Below are 20,615 nucleotides of genomic sequence, written 5' to 3' on the forward strand. Positions count from 1 at the left end.
CGAGGGTCAGGGGTCGAGGTCGTCCGCCGAACGCTCCTCGAAGATCCGCATGGCCTTGGCGGTCACCGGGCCCGGTACGCCCGGCAGTTCGCGGTCGTCCACCCGGTGGACGGCCTGCACGTCCCGCAGCGTGGAGGTCAGGAAGACCTCGTCGGCGTGTTCGAGGACGTCCAGCGGGAGGTCGGTCTCGCGGGCGCCGGTCCATTCGACGGCCAGGGCGCGGGTGATCCCGGCGAGGCAGCCGGAGGCGAGGGGCGGGGTGTGGATCTCGCCGTCGAGGACGACGAACACGTTGGAGCCGGTGCCCTCGCACAGTCGCCCGGCCGTGTTGCCGAACAGGGCCTCGCCGGCGCCGTGTTCGCGGGCCCGGGCGAGGGCGACGACGTTCTCCGCGTAGGAGGTGGTCTTCAGGCCGGTGAGCGCGCCGCGTTCGTTGCGCGTCCAGGGGACGGTGACCACGGCCGTGGAGTCGGGCCGGCGGGCGGTCTCGCCGAGGGCGACGACCAGGGTCGTGCCGTGCTCGCCGCGGTCGGAGCCGAGCGGGCCGTGGCCGCCGGTGTAGGTGATGCGCAGCCGGCCCAGCGGCACCGGATCGGCCTCGAGGACCGCGGCGCAGGCGCGGCGGACCTCGTCCAGGTCGGGGTCGGGCAGGCCGAGGCCCCGGGCCGAGCGGGTCAGCCGGTCGAGGTGCCGGGTCAGCGCGAACGGCCTGCCGTCCACCGCCTTGACCGTCTCGAAGATGCCGTCACCCACGGTCAGTCCGTGGTCGAACACGGAGACACGGGCGGACTCGCTGTCCCGCAGCCCGCCGTCGAGCCAGATCTTCACTTCCGCAGTGCCTCTCCCTGTGCGTCCGGTTCGTACGCACCCGACGCTACCGCGAGCAGCCGGGACGCCTTGAGTTCGGTCTCGCGCCATTCACCCTCGGGGTCGGAGCCCCAGGTGATGCCGGCGCCGGTGCCGAAGCGGAGCAGCCCGGCGGCCCGGTCGATCCAGAAGGTGCGGATGCCGACGGCCAGCTCGCCGGTGCCCCGGTCGGCGTCGACCCAGCCGATGCCGCCGCAGTAGGGGCCCCGGGGCACGGGCTCCAGCGCCTCGATGATCCGCAGGGCGCTCGACTTGGGGGCGCCGGTGACGGAGCCGGGCGGGAAGGCTGCGCCGAGCAGTTCCGGCCAGCCGGCGCCGGCGCGCAGCTCGCCCCGGACCGTGGAGACCAGGTGGACGAGTCCGGGGTGCTTCTCGACGGCGCACAGGTCGGGCACGGTGACGCTGCCCGTGGCGCAGACCCGGCCGATGTCGTTGCGGACCAGGTCCACGATCATCACGTTCTCGGCGTAGTCCTTCTCCAGCAGGTCCGCCTCGGTCCGCCCGGTCCCCTTGATCGGCCCGGACTCGACGGTCCGGCCGTCGCGGCGCAGGAACAGCTCGGGCGAGGCGGTGGCGATCTCGACGCCGTGCCCGGGCAGCCGGATCGTCCCCGCGTACGGCGCGGGGTTGCCGCGGGCCAGCAGCGCGGTCAGGGCGTCCACGTCGGCGTCGGCGGCGACGGGCGCCGACAGCACCCGGCAGAGGTTGGCCTGGTAGACCTCGCCGGCCGCTATGTGCTCACGGATGCGCCGTACGGCGGCCGTGTACGCGGTGCGGTCGAGGGACGACGTCCAGTCGCCGACGGCCGGTCCCCGCCAGCGGCCCGGCACGGGCGCGGGAACGGCCCGTGTCCGTACGTCGGCGAAGCGTGCGCAGGTCAGACGGCCCTCGAAGTCCGCGCACACGGCCCAGAAGCCCCGGGAGTCCAGGGCGGCGGGGTCGTCGGTGACGTCGAGCAGGCCGGTGGCGAGGCGGTCGCCGAAGCGGGCGAGGGGCGGAAGGTCGAGCACATGGCCGAGTCTAGGCGGGGTGCCCGTGGTGACCCGAACGTGTCCTTCCGGGTGCCCTGACCCGGTCCGTGCGCCGGGGCACCGCAGCACGCTGCGCAAACGCGTTTTTGTGCTGGCCCGGGAATCCGCTAGAGTTCAACACGTCGCCGGGACGCGGAAGCGGACCGAACCGACAGGCGGACGTAGCTCAGTTGGTAGAGCGCAACCTTGCCAAGGTTGAGGTCGCGAGTTCGAGCCTCGTCGTCCGCTCGCAGGAACAGGGGGCCTCCCGGGTCCTCTACACTCCTGGTGGAGTGGCCGAGAGGCGAGGCAACGGCCTGCAAAGCCGTCTACACGGGTTCAAATCCCGTCTCCACCTCCAAGGACGATTAGCTCAGCGGGAGAGCGCTTCCCTGACACGGAAGAGGTCACTGGTTCAATCCCAGTATCGTCCACTGTCCGCAAGGACCGGGATCCGCGAAGATCCTGGCTCCTGAGGGCCCCGCGCGATTAGCTCAGCGGGAGAGCGCTTCCCTGACACGGAAGAGGTCACTGGTTCAATCCCAGTATCGCGCACGCAGTGTCTCCCAGGACGATTAGCTCAGCGGGAGAGCGCTTCCCTGACACGGAAGAGGTCACTGGTTCAATCCCAGTATCGTCCACACCACCCGGAGCCCCCGGCCGTCTCGAACGGCCGGGGGCTCCGTCGTGCCGGTGCTCAGCTCGAGAAGAGCATGCGGCCGAAGCTCTTGTGGCGGTGGTGGCCGTAGTGGCCGGCCTGCGGGGCGCCCCAGGCGGGGGCCTGGGCGGCCGGGTAGGGCTGCGGGGCGGCGGGCGGGGCCGGCGGCGCGGGCTGGGACCACTGGGCCTCCAGGCGGGTCAGGGACTCCAGCTCCCCGTAGTCGAGGAAGATCCCGCGGCAGCCGCTGCACTGCTCGATCTGAACGCCGTTGCGGTTGTAGGTGTGCATCGGTGCGTGGCACTTGGGGCACTGCATGCTCGGCTCAACTCCTCGCCGGTCGGTACTGCTTCGCGTATCGCCGGGACAGACTCCGTCCGGCGGCGGTCGGTTGCACCCTACTCGGACGAAACCGCGCTCAACTCGGCGGGCGGGAGGGCGGGACGGGGGCCATGCGCGCGCAGGCGTCGACCAGGGAGTGCTCCACCTCGTCCAGCGGGCGGCCCTCCGCCACGGCCTTGGCGACGGCCCTGGCGGCGGTCTGCGCGGTGAGGGCGCGGGCCGGTGCGTCCAGGGCGGGCCAGGGGTCGCCGTCGCCCGGGACGGCCGGGCCGGCCGCCGCTCGGTAGGCGGTCAGGAAGCGGTCCCACTCGTCGGGCGGGAGGAGGCCGCAGGCGTACCAGGCCGCCGGGCGGGCGAGGTCCCAGGCGGGTACGCCGACGCCCAGGTCGTCGACGTCGATCAGCAGCCACGGGCCGTCGGGGGCGGGGTGGCGCACGAGCTGGCCGAGGTGCAGGTCGCCGTGGCAGAGGGTGCTCGTGTCCGGCATGGGCGCCTCGTCCCGCGCCCAGGCGGGGAGGGTGGCCCAGGCCCGCAGGACGGGGGCGGTGGCGGGATGGTGCGGGGCGGCGGCGCGGAGGCGGGCGAGGGCGCGGGCGGCCTTCTCGGGGCCGCGCATGGGGGGCAGCGGTGCGGCGGCGGGGGCCGGGGCGCGGTGGAGGCGGGCGAGGAGGGTGGCCGCGGCCTCCCAGGGAGCCGCGTCCGGGGCGTCGGGGTCCACGGGCGTGCCGTACGGCCAGTGGGTGACGCAGCGCCCGTGCAGGTCGGCGGGGACCGGGGTGAGCGGGGGGAGGAGGATGCCGGGGAGGCGGCCGGCGACGGTGAGGCGGAGGGCCAGCTCGGCGGGGTCCGCGTCCGGGGCGTGGGCCTTGGCGACGGTGCCGGCGTGGCGGACGACGGTGGCGTCGGGGCGGTCGGCGAGGGTGGCCGCGCCGCAGGGGCAGGTGGGTGTGCGGGCGTGGGCGGTGTCTCTGGCGTGGGTCGTCAGGGCGGGGAGGAGGGGGCTGGGGGTCACGGGGGTGAGGGTACGGGGGGTGGGCGTGGCCAGGTGGCCGACCGCCGGGACGGCGGGGTGGCCCGTGGTCAGGAGTGGCGGGGGCGGGGGAAACGGCGATGCCGGCGCAGCTCCCCAGCTACGCCGGCATTCTGCCGTCCGCCGCACCCCCGTCCCCACGGGGTTTCATGGGTGGATGTCCCCGCCCGGACCGCTCTTCCGGGCCTGGGGTCGCTTCTCAGCGCCCCAGCATCACACCCACGGACGACGCCTGTGTGGCCACTGTCTCCCACCCGTCGAAGACGAGGAGGAGCAGGACCGCCAGGGGCAGGGCCATGATCGTCGCCACCACGGGGTGACGGCGTCCCTGACGGCGCTGTGCGCGTGTGCGGATCAGTGTCCGCGGTGCCGTAAGGGCCATGGTCCCTCTCCTGACCGATTCCGTTGTCCTTGGCAGCGGCGGGCGTCTGACCTCGGGGGACGAGTGCTGCACCCGCCGCTTGACCTCAAATCTAGGTGCCCGGGCCCCTCCCCGCGTCATGCCCTCGTACCGATTGCCGGGCCTCCCGGAGGATGAGCCATGACCTGCGACGTACTCCCCTGGGTGGAGACCGGCTCCCGCATCTCGGGGTCTTCCCGGAAGGGAACCCGCCGGGCGGTGACTTCGATCACCCCGGCCGTACTCCGGTGAGCCGCCGGGACCCGGGTACGACGCCTCCCGGTGTGATCGTCCTTCCGGGGTCAATCCCCCGTCGACGGCGGACGGTTGGATCTTCAGCCGTACCGGTGGATCCCGGCCACGCGACCCCTGACCGGACCTCAACTCTCCCGCCCCGTACCGACAATCCCTCGGGACGAGAGGGCGCGGCCTCTGCGCGCGGGCGGCCGGGGAAACGTAAGCTGTGGCACGTCACAGGGACCGGGCAGCGGGGATGAACATGGCGATGATGCGCCTGAGGCGCGAGGACCCGCGCGTCGTCGGCTCGTTCAGGCTTCACAGGCGGCTCGGCGCGGGCGGTATGGGCGTGGTCTACCTGGGCTCCGACAAGAAGGGGCAGCGGGTCGCGCTGAAGGTGATCCGGCCCGATCTCGCGGAGGACCAGGAGTTCCGGTCCCGCTTCGCCCGCGAGGTGTCGGCGGCGCGGCGGATCCGCGGCGGGTGCACGGCGCGGCTGGTGGCCGCCGACCTGGAGGCGGACCGTCCCTGGTTCGCCACGCAGTACGTTCCCGGGCCCTCCCTGCACGACAAGGTCGTCGAGGAGGGCCCGCTGTGTGCGGCGGACGTCGCCGCCGTCGGGGCCGCCCTGTCCGAGGGACTGGTCGCCGTGCACGAGGCCGGGGTCGTGCACCGGGACCTGAAGCCGTCCAACATCCTGCTGTCCCCGAAGGGGCCGCGGATCATCGACTTCGGCATCGCCTGGGCCACCGGCGCCTCGACGCTCACACACGTCGGCACGGCGGTGGGTTCGCCCGGCTTCCTCGCGCCCGAGCAGGTGCGCGGCGCCGCCGTCACGCCGGCCACGGACGTCTTCTCGCTCGGCGCGACGCTGGCGTACGCGTCGATGGGCGACTCGCCCTTCGGGCACGGCAGTTCCGAGGTGATGCTGTACCGCGTCGTGCACGAGGAGGCGCAACTGCAGGGTGTGCCCGACGCGCTGGCGCCGCTGGTCCGCGCCTGTCTGGCCAAGGATCCCGAGGAACGGCCCAGCACTCTGCAGCTCTCCCTGCGGCTCAAGGAGATCGCGGCCCGGGAGGCCCAGGGGCTCGCCGACGTACGGCCGCCCGCGCCGCGTTCCGGGGAGGCCGACCGTCCCTCGGTCCGGCTCGCGGACACCTATCCGGAGCGTGAGCGTGCCCCGCGGCGCGCTCAGGGACAGCCGGGCACTCCCCCGCCCCGTGGTGCTTCGGGCTCCCTCGGCGGCGGGCCCGCTCGGGGCGCCACCCCGTCGCGCGGCGGGGGGTCCGCCCGCGGGGGCGTGCCGTCCCGTGGGGGTTCGTCCTCGCGGGGCGACAGCCCGTCCCGTGGCGGCTCGCGCGGCGGGCCGCGGTCCGGAGCGCGGCCCACGCCCGCCTCCCGTTCCACCGGGCGGGGCGGTTCACGTCCCGGCAACGGCACCCGGTCCGGGTCCCGGGGCGGGACCGGCCGTCAGGGGCCGAGGACCACGGGGACCAGGCTGCGGCCTGCCAATCCACGGCTGTTGCGGCAGCGGCTCACCGTGTTCGTGGTGGTGACGCTCCTGGTCGCCCTCGGCATCGCCGCCGCGCAGGGCTGCCAGGGGCCGTCGCGGGGGCTCGGTGACGACCGGGGCGGTGTGCGGGTCCAGCAGCAGCATCACCAGGAGCGGGGGGACGTTTCGGGGTCCGGAGTGCCCGGGGTCTGAGGGGCTCGGGATCCGCCGCCCCCGGGCGCCGAGGCCTTGTCCTTCCCGGGGGCCGCGGGTCCGGGATCCGGCGGGTCCGGCGGCCGAGCTGTCCGGGCCGGGGGCTTCCCGGATGTGCTCGCTCCGGCCCGGGTGACGGCTCCGGCGTGGCCCGCTTCGGCTGCGGCGAGCGGCGCTCGGCAACGCCGTCGGCCACGGACGACGCCGGTGCCCGTACTCCGCGCCTCGGCCGCGGCCGGACCGTCGGTGTCCTGCGGTCAGGCCGTACGGGGCCGGGTCGCGTAGAAGGCGACCGCCGATGCCGCCGCCACGTTCAGCGAGTCGACACCCGCGTCCATCGGGATGCGCACGTGCTCGTCCGCCGCGGCCAGGGCGCCGGGAGTGAGTCCCGTGCCCTCGGTGCCGAACAGCAGGGCGAGCCTGTCGTGGTCCCGGGCGGCGAGTTCGTCGAGGGTGACGGACCGGTCGCTCAGGCAGAGCGCGGCGACCGTGAAGCCCGCGGAGCGCAGCGTCTCGATGTCCGCCGGCCAGGACTCCAGCCGGGTCCACGGCACCTGGAAGACGGCGCCCATCGACACCTTCACGGACCGCCGGTAGAGCGGGTCGGCGCAGCGCGGGGTGAGCAGGACGGCGTCGACGCCGAGGGCGGCGGCGTTGCGGAAGGCGGCGCCGACGTTGGCGTGGTCGACGATGTCCTCGAAGACGGCGACGCGCCGGGCCGTCCCCTCCCCCCGCCCGGGAGCCGACGCGGTGCGCAGCAGGTCGGCCACCGCGGGCAGGGGTTCGCGCCGCATGGAGGCGAGGGCGCCGCGGTGCACGTGGTAGCCGGTGACCTGTTCGGCGAGCTCGGGTTCCACCACGTACACCGGGGCGGGGGTGGCCTCGATGACGTCGCGCATGACGTCGAGCCACTTGGCCGACAGCAGCATCGACCGCATCTCGTGGCCCGCCGCGACGGCCCTCCGGATGACCTTCTCGCCCTCGGCGATGAACAGGCCCTCGGCGGGTTCGCGGCGCCGGCGGAGCTGGACGTCGGTCAGGTCCGTGTAGTCGTGCAGACGCGGGTCGTCGGGGTCGCGGAGGGTGAGGGGTTCGGCCATGTCACACGGTTCCCTGCGGCCCCTGGTGGACGACCTCGCCGACGACGATGACCGCGGGCGGCTTGACCTCCTGGGCGACGACCGTCTCGGCGACCGTGGCGAGGGTCGCGTCGACCCGGCGCTGGGCGGCGGTCGTGCCTTCCTGGACGAGGGCGACCGGGGTCTCGGGGGACCTGCCGTGCGCCACCAGGGTCTCGGCGATCCGGCCGATCTTGTCGACGCCCATGAGGATCACGAGGGTGCCGGTCAGCTTCGCCAGCGACGGCCAGTCGACCAGGGAGCGCTCGTCGTCGGGGGCGACATGGCCGCTGACGACGGTGAACTCGTGGGCGACGCCCCGGTGGGTGACCGGGATGCCGGCCGCGCCGGGGACCGAGATGGAGCTGGAGATGCCCGGGACGACGGTGCACGGGATGCCCGCCGCGGCCAGCGCCTGGGCCTCCTCCATGCCCCGTCCGAAGACGAACGGGTCGCCTCCCTTGAGGCGTACGACCGACTTGCCCTGCTTGGCGTGCTCGACGAGGGCGTTGTTGATGGCCTCCTGGGCCATGAAACGGCCGTACGGGATCTTCGCCGCGTCGATCACCTCGACGTGGGGCGGGAGTTCGGCGAGCAGGTCGCGGGGGCCGAGCCGGTCGGCGATGACGACGTCCGCCTCGGCGAGGAGGCGACGGCCGCGGACGGTGATGAGGTCCGGGTCGCCGGGGCCGCCACCGACCAGGGCGACGCCCGGCGTACGGGTGCGGTGGTGCGGGGCGACGAGGGTGCCGTCGCGCAGGCCCTCCACGACCGCGTCGCGGATGGCGGCGGTGTGGCGGGGGTCGCGGCCCCTGGCGTCGGTGGTGAGCACGGCGACCGTCACGCCCTCGCTGGTCCCGGTGGCCGGCGTCCAGGCGGTGGCCCGGTCGGCGTCGTCGGAGCGCACGCACCACACGCGGTGGCGTTCGGCCTCGGCGGAGGCGGCGTTGTTGGCGTCGGTGTCGCTGGTGGCGATCAGGGCGTACCAGGCGTCCGCGAGGTCGCCCTCCGCGTACGGGCGCTTCTCCCAGGTGATCTCGCCCGCGTCGGCCATGGCCTCGACCGAGGGGGTCGCCCCGGGGGAGACGAGGCGGATGTCGGCGCCCGCGGCGATGAGGGCCGGGAGGCGGCGCTGGGCGACCTGCCCGCCGCCGAGGACGACCACGCGACGGCCGGCGAGGCGGAGGCCTACGGGGTAGGCGGGGTGTTCGGCCATGAGGGGACGGCTCCTCTGGTGGCGGTGGCGCTGACGTGCGGATTTTACGGCGGGGACGGTGCGTGGGGTGCGGGCGGTCCGGTGGTTGGACCGCCGTGCCCGGGTGCGGGCCGTGGCCGGTCGTGCCCAGGCGTTCCGGCGTGCGGGACGCCTGGACGTGACCGCGGCACGCCGGCAGGGGACCCGGCACCGTGGGTCCCGGGCTCCCCTGCCGCAGGCGACGCTACTTCTCGGTGACGCCGGCCGAGTCGAACGTGGCTACCTCGTGCATCGCCCGTGCGGTGCTCTGCACCATGGGCAGGGCGAGCAGCGCGCCGGTGCCCTCGCCGAGGCGCAGGTCGAGGTCGACCAGGGGGCGCAGGCCGAGCTTGTTGAGCGCGGCGACGTGGCCGGGTTCGGCGCTGCGGTGGCCGGCGATGCAGGCCGCGAGCACCTCGGGGGCGATGGCGCGGGCCACCAGGGCGGCGGCGCCGGCGCTGACGCCGTCCAGGATCACCGGCGTACGCAGGGAGGCGCCGCCGAGCAGCAGGCCGACCATGGCCGCGTGCTCGAAGCCGCCGACCGCCGCGAGCACGCCGATGGGGTCGGCCGGGTCGGGCTGGTGGACTTCCAGGGCCCGGCGCACGACCTCGGTCTTGCGGGCCAGCGTCTCGTCGTTGATGCCGGTGCCGCGGCCGGTGACCTCGGCGGGGTCGGCGCCGGTGAAGACGGAGATCAGGGCGGCGGACGCGGTGGTGTTCGCGATGCCCATCTCGCCGGTGAGCAGCGCCTTGTTGCCGGCCGCCACCAGGTCGCGGGCGGTCTCGATGCCGACCTCGATGGCCTGCTTGGCCTCCTCGCGGGTCATCGCGGGGCCGGTGGTCATGTCGGAGGTGCCCGCGCGGACCTTGCGGGGCAGCAGGCCCGGCGTGGCGGGCAGGTCGGCGGCGACACCGACGTCCACGACGCAGACCTCGGCGCCGACCTGGGTGGCGAAGGCGTTGCAGACCGCTCCCCCGCCCAGGAAGTTGGCCACCATCTGGGCGGTGACCTCCTGCGGCCAGGGGGTGACGCCCTGGGCGTGCACGCCGTGGTCGCCGGCGAAGACCGCGACGGCCGCGGGCTCCGGGATGGGGGGCGGGCACTGCCGGGACAGCCCGGAGAGCTGCGCGGAGATGATCTCCAGCATGCCGAGCGCCCCGGCCGGCTTGGTCATGCGCTTCTGCCGCTCCCAGGCCTCGCCGAGCGCCTTGGCGTCCAGCGGGCGGATCTGTGCGACGGTCTCGGCGAGCAGGTCGTGGGGGTCCTCTCCGGGAAGGGCACGGCGGCCGTAGGTCTCCTCGTGCACGACCCACGACAGCGGGCGGCGCTTGGACCAGCCGGCCTGCATCAGCTCGGGCTCGTCCGGGAACTCGTCGACGTACCCGACGCACAGGTAGGCGACGACCTCCAGGTGCTCGGGCAGCCCGAGGACGCGGACCATCTCGCGCTCGTCGAAGAAGCTGACCCAGCCGACGCCGAGGCCCTCGGCGCGGGCGGCGAGCCAGAGGTTCTCGACGGCGAGCGCGGAGGAGTACGGCGCCATCTGCGGCTGGGTGTGCCGGCCGAGGGTGTGCCGGCCGCCGCGGGTGGGGTCGGCCGTGACGACGATGTTGACCGGGGTGTCGAGGATGGCCTCGATCTTCAGTTCCTTGAACTGCTTGGCCCGGCCCTTGGGGAGCGATTTCGCGTACGCCTCGCGCTGACGCGTCGCCAGTTCGTGCATGGCCCGCCGGGTCTCGTCGGAGCGGATGACGACGAAGTCCCAGGGCTGCGAGTGGCCGACGGAGGGCGCGGTGTGGGCGGCCTCCAGGACGCGGAGCAGCACCTCGTGCGGGATGGGGTCGCTGCGGAAGCCGTTGCGGATGTCCCGGCGTTCGCGCATGACCTTCAGGACGGCCTCGCGTTCGGCGTCGCCGTAGGCGGGGGCCGCCGGTCCGGCGGGCTGTCGTACGTCTGCCGCTTCGGCCGTGCTCACGTGCTGCGGGTCTTCCCGGTCTTCCTGGTCGGCGCCCCGGGTGTCCAGGTCGTCGGCGTTCTGTACGACGTCGGTGTCGGCCTCGCGCGGGGCGGGGATCTCCACGGCGGGGGCGGCCGTCGGCGCTTCCTGGGCCTGAGGGGGGAGGACCAGGCCCTCGGGCGGGGTCGGGGCGAGGTGCGGGGTGGTGGGCACCTGACCGCCGTCGACCTGGACGAACCGGCCCACGGGCTGGTCGGCGTGCGACGCGGCGGGCTCCGCCGGTTCCCGGGGCGAGTCCGTGTCCGTGACGGACTGGGGGCCCTGGGCGGCGGGCGGCACGGGTGCGTGGGGCTGCGGGGCCTCGTTCTGCGCGGGCGCGGGCTGCGGGGTGGTGGCCTCCGCGGCCGGCGTCTGCGGGGCGATCGGTTCCTGCGCAGCGGCCGGCGCCTGCGGGGCAGCCGGTGCCTGCGGGGTCGGCTCGGGTGCGCCGGCTTCGGGACCCGGCACCTCGGGGGCCTGGGCGTCCTGGGGCAGGGGGGTGCCGGCGGGCGGGGTCGCCTGCGGCACGTCGGCCGGGGCGGGTTCGGCCGCCGCGGCCGGGGCGTCGGCGGGCGCCGGTCCGGTGGCCGGGGTCGGCTGCGCGGCCGGGGCGGGCTGCTCGGGTGCGGGGGCCGTCGTCGGCTCCGCGGCTGCCGGGGCCTCCGTCGTCGCGGGCTGCCCGGGGGCTTCCGCGGCGGGCTCGGGGGACGTCTCGGCCACCGGCGCGGACTCGGGTGCGCCCGCTTCCGCCGACGGCGCGGACTCGCCCGGCGGCACGGTGCCGGGGGCGGCCGTCCGCGCGGCTTCCGTCTCCGGCGTGGCGGGGACGGCGGCGGCCTGGACGGCCTCCGGTGCCTCGGCGGCCGTCGGCGTGGCCTCGGGGGCCGGCGCTTCGGCGGTCCGCGCGGCCGTCGGTGCCAGGGCCTCGGGGGCCTCGGCATCCGACGGCGCCACGGCCTCGGGGGATTCCGCGGGGAGCACGGGCTCGGGAGCGTCCGTGGGGACCCCGGCTTCCGGGGCCTGTGCGGCTTCCGTGCCCGGCACGGCCTCGGGACCGGGCTCGGCGTCGGGTGCCGGCACGGCGTCGGGAGCGTGCGCGGGGAGTTCCCGCGCGGCGTCCTGCGCCGGTTCGCCGTCGGTCGCGGGCTCGGCGGGCGCTGCGGCGACCGGAACCTCGGCGCTCGCGGGCGCCGCGTCGGTCACGGGCGCCTGCACGTCGCCTGCTTCGGCCGCACCGTCGGGGGCGGAGACGCCCTCGGCCACGGGAGCACCGGTCGGGTCGCTGTCGGGAACAGCCGCACCCTCGGTGGCGGCAGCCCCCTCGGGCTCGGGGCCGGCCTCGGTCACGGCGGCACCCTCGGTCGCGGTACCGGCCTCCGTCGCGGAGCCGCCGTCGGACACGGCACCGTCAACCGCGAGCGCTCCGTCGGCCGCGGCCCCGCCGTGGGCGACAGCCGGGCCCTCGACCACCGCGGCACCGTCAGCCGCAGCGGCACCATCGGCGACAGGCGTGCCGGCGTCGGGAGCGAGCACCGTCCCCGCGTCGTCGGTCGTCCCGTCACCCGGCTGCGTGTCACCGGCCTGCGCGGCACCGGCGTCAGCGGTCGGCGCGGCGGCCTCGCCCGGCGTCTCCTCGGTGGGCGCCGGAACCCCTCCGGCCGCCGCCACCGCCTCCGTCGCCACGCGGCTCACGAGGGCCTCGGCGGCGCCCGCCGGCCCCGCATGCTGTTCCGGCACCGGAACAACCGTTTCCGCAGGCGCCGCCTGCGCGCCCCACGGCGCCGCCCCCTGCGGAGGCATGGCGGCGGTCTGGGGGACGTCGAGGTACTCGGGGCCGACGGTCGGCGGGCCCGGGTGCCGTACCGGCACGTCGGCGGGGCCGCGGTCGGCCAGGGAGCGGACGGGGCTCGCGGAGGTGTCGGGGATCGGCGGGCCGAGATGCAGCGGCCGGCGCGGCGGCGCCGGCGCGGCCGCGGGCTCCGGGAGACGGACGCCGCTGAGGTCGACCGAGCCGCTGTCGCGGCCGGACATCTCGTGCGGGCCCGGCTGGTGCACGGTCTCGACGACCGGCTCGGGCGCGGGCGGCGCGACCTCGTTGCCCCAGGCACTCTGGGCGCCCGGCAGCAGCAACAGGTCCTCGTCCTCGGCGGTGGTCTCGGAGAGGTAGGTGTACGCGCCGGGTGCGGGGACGCCCGGCTGCTCCACCATGCCTGCGTTCTCCGGCAGCCCCTCGCCCGGGATCTGGCCGGTGTCGGTCATGCGTAACCCCTCGCCCATCGGTTAGTGCTTCTACGACCAGCTCACCGGGGACGGCGCACCGACCGCCCCGTAGTGAAGAACGAGCGTGCGTGCCCAGCGGCACGAACGACCTGCCGGAAAAGACGACAAAGCCATTGAGTGGCATTGTCGCGGTCGTTGCCCCGTCACGACAGCTTGATCCGCGACGGTCCGCTGTGGACTGCGCCACGTTTGCGCGTCCTCCGGTTGCGCCGTACCACACGCCACCTGAATCTGGCGGGTTTTCAGGACATTGGACGACGAAGCGTCCGGTGTCCCAGTGCGGTACAACAATCCGCCAGCCTACCTCGCGCGGTACGACGATCCGATCACGGGTTGCGGTCGGGGAGCACCCCGCTGAGCAGGAACGCGACGCTCCGCTCCGTCTCCGTCCAGGCGCGGGTGTCGAGCCCCACGGACTGCAGCAGGGCGCACTCGACGCGGTAGCCGTGCTCCGACAGGTCCCTGCCCACGAGTTCGGCCGCGTCGCGGGTCGCCGCGTGGGAGACGATGCGCTGCGGCCGGCGGTCGGCAACCGCGGAGACGACGGCCGCTCCCCCGCCGCCGACACGGACGACGTCCGGTTCGGGGAGGTTCTCCAGGACGTGCGGGGCGATGCCGTGCACGGTCTGGAGCTGGACTCCGAAGTGCCGTGCGGTGGCCTCGGTACGGGCGCAGGCGTCCGCGTCCCGGTCGACGGCGATGACGGCGGCGCCGCCGCGCGCGGCCTCGGTGGCGAAGGCGCCGCTGCCGCAGCCGATGTCCCACACGAGGTCGCCGGGGCGCGGTCCGAGCCGGGCCAGTTGGGCGGTGCGCAGCAGGTCGGTCTCGCCCTCGCCGAGGCCGCCGCCGTACGCCTCGGCGGGCAGCGACCAGCCGCGCGGTCCGGTGGCGGGGTCGCGGCCCGCGATCCAGCCGCCCCCGTCGGCCGCGGGTCCCGGTCCGGTGACGCCGCCGACGACGATGACGACATTGGGGTCGCGCCAGGTGTGGTCGGCGGCCTTGTCGGAGGTGACGACGGTGACCTGCTCGCGCGCGGTGCCGAGTTCCTCGCAGATGACGAAGGTGCGGTGCACGCCCTCCATCAGCAGGCCGAGTTCGGCGGGGCCGGCTCCCGGCGAGGTGAGGACCGCGACCTTGGGGTGGGCCCGGCAGATGTTCACGGCGCGCCGCAGCGTACGGGGGTGGGCGACCACCACCTGGGCGTCGTCCCAGGGCATTCCGGCCCGGGCGAAGGCGGCGGCCACGGAGGAGACGGCCGGGTCGACCTCGACCTCGAGGCCGAACTCGGGGGCGCGCAGGGTGCGTACGACGCCGAAGAATCCGGGGTCGCCGTCGGCGAGGACGACCGCCGTGCCGCGGTGGGCGGCGATGCGGCGGGCGGCTAGGGCGACGCTGCCGAGCCGGACGCGTTCGGCGGCGGGCGGTACTTCGGGGAGTGCGAGGTGATGGGCGGCGCCCGCCACCAGGGTGGCGGCACCCAGGGCCGCGCGTGCGGCGGCGGTCAGCGGCGAGCCGTCCCAGCCGATCACCGTGACCCGATCGGCCATCGTCGTCAGTCTCCAGGGTCTTCGCAGGTGGTGGTCGCGGATCCGCTCGTGGGCGGGCTCCGTGAGGGTACCTGGTCGGCCCGGGGCGTGGTGGCGACGCCGCGGTCCTCCAGGTCAGTGCCAGTCGGTGAAGGTGGTGAGGCCCTCGCTGCCGGTGAGGCGCTCCTGGGCGCCCTCGATGTCCTCGGGCAGCAGGCTCCACACGATGAAGTCGGTGCGCACCTCGTTCCAGGTGCCGTCGTCGGCGCGGGCGCGGGCTATGCAGGCGTTGCGCAGGACGCCCTCGCTGATGCAGCCGATCTTCTGGGCGACCTGCTGGGAGGCGGTGTTGTCGGCGGCGGTGCGCAGCTCGATGCGCTCGAACTTCTGGTCGCCGAAGAGCCACTGGGCGGTGGCGAGCGCGGCCTCGGAGGCGTAGCCCTCGCCGCGGGCCCAGGGGGCGACGATGTACGACAGCTCGGTGGACCGCACGTGCCAGTTGGTCTTGGTGAGCTGGACGACACCGACCAGCCGCTGGGTGAGGAACTCGGTGACGGCGAGGTCGAGTCCGCGGCCGGCGGTGCGTTCGGCGGGGGCGTACTCGGTGATCCAGGTGCGGGCGCCCTGTTCGGTGAAGGGCTGGGGGACGTGGGTCCAGGCGGCGACCTGCTCGTCGTTCATCATGGCCGCCAGGGCGGGCACGTCGTCCTCGTCGAGGGGGCGCAGCACCAACCGCTCCGTGCTGATGGAGATGTTGGGGAAGGTGCTCGTCATGCGCCGCTCCGTAACCTGTGTGACCGTCAGGGTCTGCTGAACTGCCCAGCATGCAGCATGAAAGCACTCAACCGCACCACGGGGTCCGCTCCTGCCGGGCGGACCCCTGGTGCGGCGAGCGGCCGGATCAGAAGGAGGCGAGGACGGCGCCGTCGTACTTGTCCTCGATGAACTTCTTCACCTCGGGCGAGGTGAGGAGCTTCACCAGCTTCTTGACGCGCGGGTCGTTCTCCTGGCCCTCCTTGACGGCGAGGAGGTTGCTGTTCGGGTTGCCCTTGGCGGTCTCCAGGACGAGGGCGTCCTCGGCGGGCTTGAGGCCGGCGCCGATGGCGTAGTTGCCGTTGACGACCGCGGCGTCGACGTCGTCCAGGGAGCGCGGGGTCTGGGCCGCCTCCAGCTCCTTGAACTTGAGGTTCTTCGGGTTCTTGGTGATGTCCGCCGGGGTCGCCGCGGTGCCGGCGCCGTCCTTGAGGGTGATCAGCCCGTTGGCCGCGAGGAGCTGGAGGGCGCGGGCCTCGTTGGCGGTGTCGTTGGGGACGGCGACGGTCGCACCGCTCTTCAGGTCGTCGGCCTTCTTGACCTTGTGGGAGTAGAGGCCGAGGGGCTCCAGGTGCACGTCCACGACGGGCACGATGTGGGTGCCGCGCTTCTTGTTGAAGTCGTCGAGGTACGGCTTGGTCTGGAAGAAGTTCGCGCCCACCGAGCCGTCCTCCGTCGAGGTGTTCGGCGTGACGTAGTCGCTGACCTCCTTGACCTGGAGGTCGAGGCCCTCCTTCTTCGCCAGGTTGTCCTTGATGTAGTTGAGGATCTCGGCGTGCGGGGTGGGGCTGGCGGCGACGACGAGCGGGCCGGAGGTGTCTGCGGCGGCGTCCTTGTCCGAGCCGCAGGCGGTCAGGCCGAACGTGACGGCTCCGGCGGCGAGGACGGCGGTGGTGATCTTGGCGGTGTTACGCACGAAAAGTGCCTTTCCTGAGGTGGTGCGACCCCGTATCGGGTGGAACGGGGAGTTTTCGGGAGGGTGAGCGGCGCGTCAGGCGGCCTTGCTCACGTCGGCGGCCTCGGGCTCCTTGGCCTTGAGCAGCCGGAGCCGGGGCGCGGGGCCCGAGCGTCCGCCGCGGCGGTGCAGGGAGCGGGCCGCGAAGTCGCCGGCGAACTGGATGAGGGAGATCACGACGGCGAGGAGCGCGACGGTGATCCACATCATGCCGGTCTCGAAGCGCTGGTAGCCGACGCGGACGGCGAGGTCGCCGAGGCCGCCGCCGCCCACGGTGCCGGCCATGGCCGAGTAGCCGATGAGGGCGATGACCGTGGTGGTGGTGCTGGAGATCAGCGACGGCAGCGCCTCGGGGACCAGGACCTTGCGGACGATGGTCCAGGTGTTGCCGCCCATGGACTGGACGGCCTCGACGAGCCCTCCGTCGACCTCGCGCACGGCGGTCTCGACGAGCCGCGCGAAGAAGGGAATGCCGCCGATGGCGAGCGGCACGATCGCGGCCTCGCTGCCGATGGTGGTGCCCGTGAGCCAGCGGGTGAAGCCCATCAGCGCGACCATCAGGATGATGAACGGCATCGAGCGGCCGAGGTTCACGATCTGGCCGATGACCTTGCTGACCACGACGTTCTGCAGCAGGCCGCCCTTGTCCGTGAGGACGAGCAGGACGCCGATCGGCAGGCCCGCGGCCACGGCGATCAGGGTGGACCAGCCGACCATGACGAGGGTCTCCCAGGACGCCTGCTCCAGCAGGGGCTGCATCTCGGACCAGGTCACTTGGCACCTTCCTTCACCAGCGCGGGACGGTCGTCGTTCACGACGTCGATCTGCAGGCCCTGCTCGCGCAGGAAGCCGACGGGTACGACGTTGTCCTCGTAGCGGCCGGGGAGTTCGATGCGCATCCGGCCGATCTGGAGGCCGCCGACGGTGTCGATGGCGGCGCCGAGGATCGATATGTCGATGTTGTAGGTACGGGAGAGCTGGGAGATGACGGGCTGGGTGGCGGCCTCGCCGTGGAAGGTGACGTCGAGGACGGTGCGGTCGTCACCCGTCGCCTCGCCGCCGACCGGGAAGAGCGCGGCGGCCAGTTCGGAGCCCGGGGTGGCGAGGAGTTCGCCGACCGTGCCGGACTCGACGATGCGGCCCCGGTCCATCAGGGCGGCCGAGTCGCAGACGCTCTTGACGACGTCCATCTCGTGGGTGATGAGCAGGACGGTCAGGCCCAGCTCGCGGTTGAGGTCGCGCAGGAGCTGGAGGATGGAGCGGGTGGTCTCCGGGTCCAGGGCGCTGGTGGCCTCGTCGGACAGCAGCACCTTGGGGTCGCCGGCCAGCGCGCGGGCGATGCCGACGCGCTGCTTCTGGCCGCCGGAGAGCTGGGCCGGGTACGCCTTGGCCTTGTCGGCGAGGCCGACCAGGTCGAGCAGCTCCAGCGCCTTGCGGGAACGTTCCTTCCCGGAGATGCCGAGGATCTCCAGGGGCAGTTCGACGTTGTCCTGCACGGTCCGCGTGGACAGCAGGTTGAAGTGCTGGAAGACCATGCCGATGCGGCTGCGCGCCCGGCGCAGTTCCCGGCCGGCGCGGGGGCCGCGGCCGGCCAGGGCGGTGAGGTCCTGTCCGGCGACGGTGACCGTGCCGGAGGTGGGTCGTTCCAGGAGGTTGACGCAGCGGATGAGCGAGGACTTGCCGGCGCCGGACTGGCCGATGACGCCGAACACCTCTCCCTCGCGGACGTGCAGGTCGACGCCGTCCAGGGCGGTGACCTCGCGGCCGCTGGAGCGGTGCGACCGATAGACCTTCGTGAGGCCCGATGTGGTGATCACGTGGGTTTCCGTCACTGTCGAGTGCGCGGCGCGGGGGTGCGCGCCGGGCACGGGGGCGTTGTTCTTCGGGGTTCTCGGGGGACCTTCGGAACGCGGCACGGTTCTCGCGGTGGCGGTGCGCCGAGGCGGGTGGACCGGGGAGAAACGTGTGCGCGGGGCGTGGCTCGGCCGCGGGCTCGGGGCGCGCGGGAGCGGCGCTCGCTTCGGGGCGCGAGGCTCAGACGGTGCGGGGGCCCTCTAGAAGGCGCACATTCGGCACATACAACGAGCACCGGGCGTCATCGTCGCCTCGGTCGCAGGGGTGCGGTCGCTCGTGGTGCTCATGCGATCAGTAAAGCAGACCGGCTCTCGGGAACGGCCACTGCTGTCCGGATACTGGACAACGATGGACAGTGACCGGTCGCGGGCGGCGCGGACCGGTCCCGGCGGAGATCCCGGAACTCCCGTCGGTGACCAGTGCGGACGGCGCCGGGAGGCCGTCGGCGACCGGGTCCGCGTGGAGAGCGCGGGCCCGGCGGGTTGTGGCCAACGCCACGGTGGCCGTGCCGGCGGCCCGTCCGGGCCCGAGAGGCCCCACGAGGCCGTCCCCGCGCGCCCCGGCCGGGCGGGGCCGGGCGCGGCGGGCCTTCCGGGGCGTATTAGGGTCGCTGGCATGCTCGACGTCCTGACGCTGGTGACCGCTGTCACCGCGCTGCTCCTCGCCGCCTGGTGCGGCTGGGCCGCCTACCGTGACCAGCCGACGAAGGACTGGCACTTCATCGGCATGGCGGTGGTCTCGGCGCTGGCCCTGCTCCAGCTCGTGGTCGGGATCGTGCAGTTGGCGCGGGGCGAGCAGCCGGTCCAGGGCACGGCCATCTTCGTGGCGTATCTGCTGGGCGCCTTCGCCTGCGTGCCGGCGGCGGCGTTCATGTCGCTGGCCGAGCGCAGCCGCTGGGGCTCGCTGACGGTCGCCGCGGGCGGTGTGGTCCTCGCCGTCCTCGAGGTCCGGCTGTACGACATCTGGGGAGGCTGAGATGGCGGCGACCGAGGAGAGGGCGTCCCGGACCAGGCTGGCCGGCGGGCCCGGGATCCTGCTGGTGTGGCTGTACGGCGTGATGGTCGTCGGTGCCGTGTCGCGGTCCGTGTACCAGATCTCGACCGAGTTCGACCGGGCACCGCTCGCCTACACGCTGTCGGCCGTCGCCGGCGTCGTGTACGGCTTCATCACCTACACCCTGGTGCGCGGCGGCGAGAGGGCCCGGCGGGCGGCCGTGGTGTGCTGCGCGGCCGAGCTGGTCGGGGTGCTGGCCGTGGGCACGTGGACCCTGATCGAGCCGTCGGTGTTCCCCGACGCGACCGTGTGGTCCGACTTCGGCATGGGGTATCTGTTCATCCCGGTGCTGCTGCCGTTGTCCGCGCTGTACTGGCTGCGCCGCAACGCCCCTCAGGGGGATGCCGCCTGACGTCGTCGGGCGGCCGCGCCGCGTCGCCGGACCCGTGCGCCGTGCCCCGCCTGCCGCCGGGGTTCCGTCACGCGGTGGCCGCGTACGTCCCCGCCGCCTTCTCCAGCACGATCATCGGGACGCCGTCCGCGCCCTCGGCGGTGCCGACCGTCTCGTAGCCGACCCGCCGGTACAGGCTCAGGTTGCCCTCGCTGCGGTGGCCGGTGTGCAGGCGGAAGCGCGTGGCGCCGCGCTCCTCGGCGAGGGCGGACTCGGCGGCCTTGAGCAGCCGGGCGCCGATGCCGTGTCCCTGGAGGCGGGGGTGGACGCAGAGTTTGCCGATGGAGGCGGCCCCGTCCTCGGTCACCCGCCCCCGGACCGAACCGACGACCTCGTCGCCGAGCCGCGCCACGAAGACGCAGTCGGCGGCGACCTCTTCGCGCACGGAGTCGAGGGTCTGGACGAGCGGGTCGATGCTGTAGTTGCCGTACAGCGCCGCTTCGCTCTGGAAGCAGAGGTACTGCAACCGGAAGATCTGCTCGGCATCCCGCTCGGTCGCCGCCGAGATGGTCACGCTCATGCCCATGTGCGCATGCCTCCCGCTCACCTGATCACCTGTGGTCCCCCACTCCTATCCCCGCCGTCAGCGGGCCGCAACCTCCGGCGTCAGCAATCGGCGAAGACAACCCAGACATCTGGAGCGTTCCGGCCCAAGACTGCCCTGTGAGATACCCAACTCCCCCGCGATCTCCCGGTATGTGAGGTCTCTCGGCGACAGCAGGGCCTGCATCAGCCGGGGGCAGCGGCCGGGCAGCCTGCGCACCGCGTCGTGCAGGGCACGGTGGCGGGCCGCGGTGAGGGCCAGTTGCTCGGGCTCGCGCTCGACGGCGTCGGCGGGTTCGGCCGCGTACGGCCGCTCGGCGCGGGTCGTGCGGCGGCAGCGGCGGGCCTCCATGCGGACGGCGCTGCGCAGCCAGCGGTGCGGGTCGTGGGGCGGGCCGTCGGCCTCCAGGCGCTCCAGGAGCCTTAACCAGACCGCCTGTTCCAGGTCGCCGGGGTCGGCTCCGGAGGCATATGCCTCGGCCGAGGCCTCCGCGGTGAGCAGCGGCCGCAGGGTGGCGACCAGGTCGTGCGTCATATTCGGTGCGACGCGGCTGCCCCGGGCGGCGGTTGCCCGGGGCAGCCGAAGGTCACCCCAAAGGG

Annotated in this window: 18 protein-coding genes and 5 tRNA genes; 8 read left to right on the plus strand and 15 right to left on the minus strand. The window is 74.1% G+C overall.

The window, feature by feature from the left end; translation table 11 throughout:
- Window positions 1-6: 6 nt before the first annotated feature.
- Together ACH499_RS25500 and ACH499_RS25505 are read right to left on the minus strand one after the other, a co-directional pair.
- Window positions 7-828 (minus strand): aminotransferase class IV, encoded by an 822-nt coding sequence (locus ACH499_RS25500; RefSeq protein ID WP_399018541.1) that lies wholly within the window; start codon window positions 826-828, stop codon window positions 7-9.
- On the minus strand, window positions 825-1,877 hold the full coding sequence (locus ACH499_RS25505) for a chorismate-binding protein (protein WP_399018543.1): 1,053 nt from the start codon (window positions 1,875-1,877) through the stop codon (window positions 825-827). The genes ACH499_RS25500 and ACH499_RS25505 overlap by 4 nt, the downstream gene beginning before the upstream one ends.
- A 176-nt stretch (window positions 1,878-2,053) precedes the next feature.
- Between ACH499_RS25505 and ACH499_RS25510 the strand changes: the two genes are divergently transcribed.
- The 5 genes from ACH499_RS25510 to ACH499_RS25530 all read left to right on the plus strand — a co-directional run bounded on the left by ACH499_RS25510 (window position 2,054) and on the right by ACH499_RS25530 (window position 2,518).
- Window positions 2,054-2,126, plus strand: a tRNA-Gly gene (locus tag ACH499_RS25510).
- A gap of 38 nt (window positions 2,127-2,164) precedes the next feature.
- Window positions 2,165-2,238: transfer RNA gene (locus tag ACH499_RS25515), tRNA-Cys, on the plus strand.
- 1 nt (window position 2,239) lies between these two features.
- A tRNA-Val gene (locus ACH499_RS25520) sits at window positions 2,240-2,311 on the plus strand.
- 49 nt (window positions 2,312-2,360) lie between these two features.
- Window positions 2,361-2,432, plus strand: a tRNA-Val gene (locus tag ACH499_RS25525).
- Between the two features lie 14 nt (window positions 2,433-2,446).
- A tRNA-Val gene (locus ACH499_RS25530) sits at window positions 2,447-2,518 on the plus strand.
- 56 nt (window positions 2,519-2,574) lie between these two features.
- Here ACH499_RS25530 and ACH499_RS25535 read toward each other — a convergent pair.
- The 3 genes from ACH499_RS25535 to ACH499_RS25545 all read right to left on the minus strand — a co-directional run bounded on the left by ACH499_RS25535 (window position 2,575) and on the right by ACH499_RS25545 (window position 4,289).
- On the minus strand, window positions 2,575-2,853 hold the full coding sequence (locus tag ACH499_RS25535; RefSeq protein WP_356199420.1) for a zf-TFIIB domain-containing protein: 279 nt from the start codon (window positions 2,851-2,853) through the stop codon (window positions 2,575-2,577).
- 100 nt (window positions 2,854-2,953) lie between these two features.
- Entirely contained in the window at window positions 2,954-3,889 is a 936-nt protein-coding gene (locus ACH499_RS25540; RefSeq protein ID WP_399018545.1) for a phosphotransferase, read from the minus strand.
- A gap of 217 nt (window positions 3,890-4,106) precedes the next feature.
- Window positions 4,107-4,289 (minus strand): hypothetical protein, encoded by a 183-nt coding sequence (locus tag ACH499_RS25545; protein ID WP_399018547.1) that lies wholly within the window; start codon window positions 4,287-4,289, stop codon window positions 4,107-4,109.
- Window positions 4,290-4,800: 511 nt separating this feature from the next.
- On the opposite strand from ACH499_RS25545, the gene ACH499_RS25550 reads away from it, so the two are divergent.
- Window positions 4,801-6,249 (plus strand): serine/threonine-protein kinase, encoded by a 1,449-nt coding sequence (locus tag ACH499_RS25550; RefSeq protein ID WP_399018640.1) that lies wholly within the window; start codon window positions 4,801-4,803, stop codon window positions 6,247-6,249.
- Window positions 6,250-6,506: 257 nt separating this feature from the next.
- On the opposite strand, the gene ACH499_RS25555 is transcribed toward ACH499_RS25550, so the two are convergent.
- The 8 genes from ACH499_RS25555 to ACH499_RS25590 form a co-directional block, all read right to left on the minus strand.
- Complete coding sequence (locus ACH499_RS25555) at window positions 6,507-7,349, minus strand: TrmH family RNA methyltransferase (RefSeq protein ID WP_399018549.1); 843 nt, start codon at window positions 7,347-7,349, stop codon at window positions 6,507-6,509.
- A gap of 1 nt (window position 7,350) precedes the next feature.
- The gene (gene cobA / locus ACH499_RS25560; protein ID WP_399018551.1) at window positions 7,351-8,583 is read right to left on the minus strand and encodes a uroporphyrinogen-III C-methyltransferase; all 1,233 of its coding nucleotides are present in this window, start codon (window positions 8,581-8,583) and stop codon (window positions 7,351-7,353) included.
- A 223-nt stretch (window positions 8,584-8,806) separates the two neighbouring features.
- The gene (gene cobT, locus ACH499_RS25565; RefSeq protein ID WP_399018553.1) at window positions 8,807-12,859 is read right to left on the minus strand and encodes a nicotinate-nucleotide--dimethylbenzimidazole phosphoribosyltransferase; all 4,053 of its coding nucleotides are present in this window, start codon (window positions 12,857-12,859) and stop codon (window positions 8,807-8,809) included.
- Between the two features lie 347 nt (window positions 12,860-13,206).
- Entirely contained in the window at window positions 13,207-14,427 is a 1,221-nt protein-coding gene (gene cbiE, locus ACH499_RS25570; protein WP_356199430.1) for a precorrin-6y C5,15-methyltransferase (decarboxylating) subunit CbiE, read from the minus strand.
- Between the two features lie 114 nt (window positions 14,428-14,541).
- Entirely contained in the window at window positions 14,542-15,180 is a 639-nt protein-coding gene (locus ACH499_RS25575) for a GNAT family N-acetyltransferase (protein ID WP_356199432.1), read from the minus strand.
- Between the two features lie 127 nt (window positions 15,181-15,307).
- Window positions 15,308-16,135 (minus strand): MetQ/NlpA family ABC transporter substrate-binding protein, encoded by an 828-nt coding sequence (locus ACH499_RS25580; RefSeq protein ID WP_356199434.1) that lies wholly within the window; start codon window positions 16,133-16,135, stop codon window positions 15,308-15,310.
- A gap of 75 nt (window positions 16,136-16,210) precedes the next feature.
- A complete protein-coding gene (locus ACH499_RS25585) occupies window positions 16,211-16,948 on the minus strand; it encodes a methionine ABC transporter permease (RefSeq protein ID WP_356199436.1) in 738 nt (245 codons plus the stop codon).
- Window positions 16,945-17,991 (minus strand): methionine ABC transporter ATP-binding protein, encoded by a 1,047-nt coding sequence (locus tag ACH499_RS25590; protein ID WP_399018557.1) that lies wholly within the window; start codon window positions 17,989-17,991, stop codon window positions 16,945-16,947. The genes ACH499_RS25585 and ACH499_RS25590 overlap by 4 nt, the downstream gene beginning before the upstream one ends.
- Window positions 17,992-18,643: 652 nt before the next feature.
- On the opposite strand from ACH499_RS25590, the gene ACH499_RS25595 reads away from it, so the two are divergent.
- Both ACH499_RS25595 and ACH499_RS25600 read left to right on the plus strand, forming a co-directional pair.
- Window positions 18,644-19,003 (plus strand): hypothetical protein, encoded by a 360-nt coding sequence (locus ACH499_RS25595; protein WP_399018559.1) that lies wholly within the window; start codon window positions 18,644-18,646, stop codon window positions 19,001-19,003.
- Between the two features lies 1 nt (window position 19,004).
- On the plus strand, window positions 19,005-19,433 hold the full coding sequence (locus tag ACH499_RS25600; protein WP_356199441.1) for a hypothetical protein: 429 nt from the start codon (window positions 19,005-19,007) through the stop codon (window positions 19,431-19,433).
- Window positions 19,434-19,500: 67 nt separating this feature from the next.
- On the opposite strand, the gene ACH499_RS25605 is transcribed toward ACH499_RS25600, so the two are convergent.
- Together ACH499_RS25605 and ACH499_RS25610 are read right to left on the minus strand one after the other, a co-directional pair.
- On the minus strand, window positions 19,501-19,998 hold the full coding sequence (locus tag ACH499_RS25605; RefSeq protein WP_356199567.1) for a GNAT family N-acetyltransferase: 498 nt from the start codon (window positions 19,996-19,998) through the stop codon (window positions 19,501-19,503).
- Between the two features lie 57 nt (window positions 19,999-20,055).
- Complete coding sequence (locus tag ACH499_RS25610) at window positions 20,056-20,550, minus strand: sigma-70 family RNA polymerase sigma factor (RefSeq protein WP_399018563.1); 495 nt, start codon at window positions 20,548-20,550, stop codon at window positions 20,056-20,058.
- Window positions 20,551-20,615: the final 65 nt, after the last annotated feature.

Source organism: Streptomyces sp. NPDC018947 (assembly GCF_044390505.1).
GTDB lineage: Bacteria > Actinomycetota > Actinomycetes > Streptomycetales > Streptomycetaceae > Streptomyces.

Bases quoted from the DNA above. Each gene is read 5' to 3' on its own strand.
- ACH499_RS25595 (WP_399018559.1), top strand. From the start codon at position 18,644: ATGCTCGACGTCCTGACGCTGGTGACCGCTGTCACCGCGCTGCTCCTC.
- ACH499_RS25605 (WP_356199567.1), bottom strand. From the start codon at position 19,998: ATGGGCATGAGCGTGACCATCTCGGCGGCGACCGAGCGGGATGCCGAG.
- ACH499_RS25535 (WP_356199420.1), bottom strand. From the start codon at position 2,853: ATGCAGTGCCCCAAGTGCCACGCACCGATGCACACCTACAACCGCAAC.
- ACH499_RS25575 (WP_356199432.1), bottom strand. From the start codon at position 15,180: ATGACGAGCACCTTCCCCAACATCTCCATCAGCACGGAGCGGTTGGTG.
- cbiE (WP_356199430.1), bottom strand. From the start codon at position 14,427: ATGGCCGATCGGGTCACGGTGATCGGCTGGGACGGCTCGCCGCTGACC.
- ACH499_RS25555 (WP_399018549.1), bottom strand. From the start codon at position 7,349: ATGGCCGAACCCCTCACCCTCCGCGACCCCGACGACCCGCGTCTGCAC.
- cobA (WP_399018551.1), bottom strand. From the start codon at position 8,583: ATGGCCGAACACCCCGCCTACCCCGTAGGCCTCCGCCTCGCCGGCCGT.
- ACH499_RS25550 (WP_399018640.1), top strand. From the start codon at position 4,801: ATGAACATGGCGATGATGCGCCTGAGGCGCGAGGACCCGCGCGTCGTC.
- ACH499_RS25610 (WP_399018563.1), bottom strand. From the start codon at position 20,550: ATGACGCACGACCTGGTCGCCACCCTGCGGCCGCTGCTCACCGCGGAG.
- ACH499_RS25545 (WP_399018547.1), bottom strand. From the start codon at position 4,289: ATGGCCCTTACGGCACCGCGGACACTGATCCGCACACGCGCACAGCGC.
- ACH499_RS25600 (WP_356199441.1), top strand. From the start codon at position 19,005: ATGGCGGCGACCGAGGAGAGGGCGTCCCGGACCAGGCTGGCCGGCGGG.
- cobT (WP_399018553.1), bottom strand. From the start codon at position 12,859: ATGACCGACACCGGCCAGATCCCGGGCGAGGGGCTGCCGGAGAACGCA.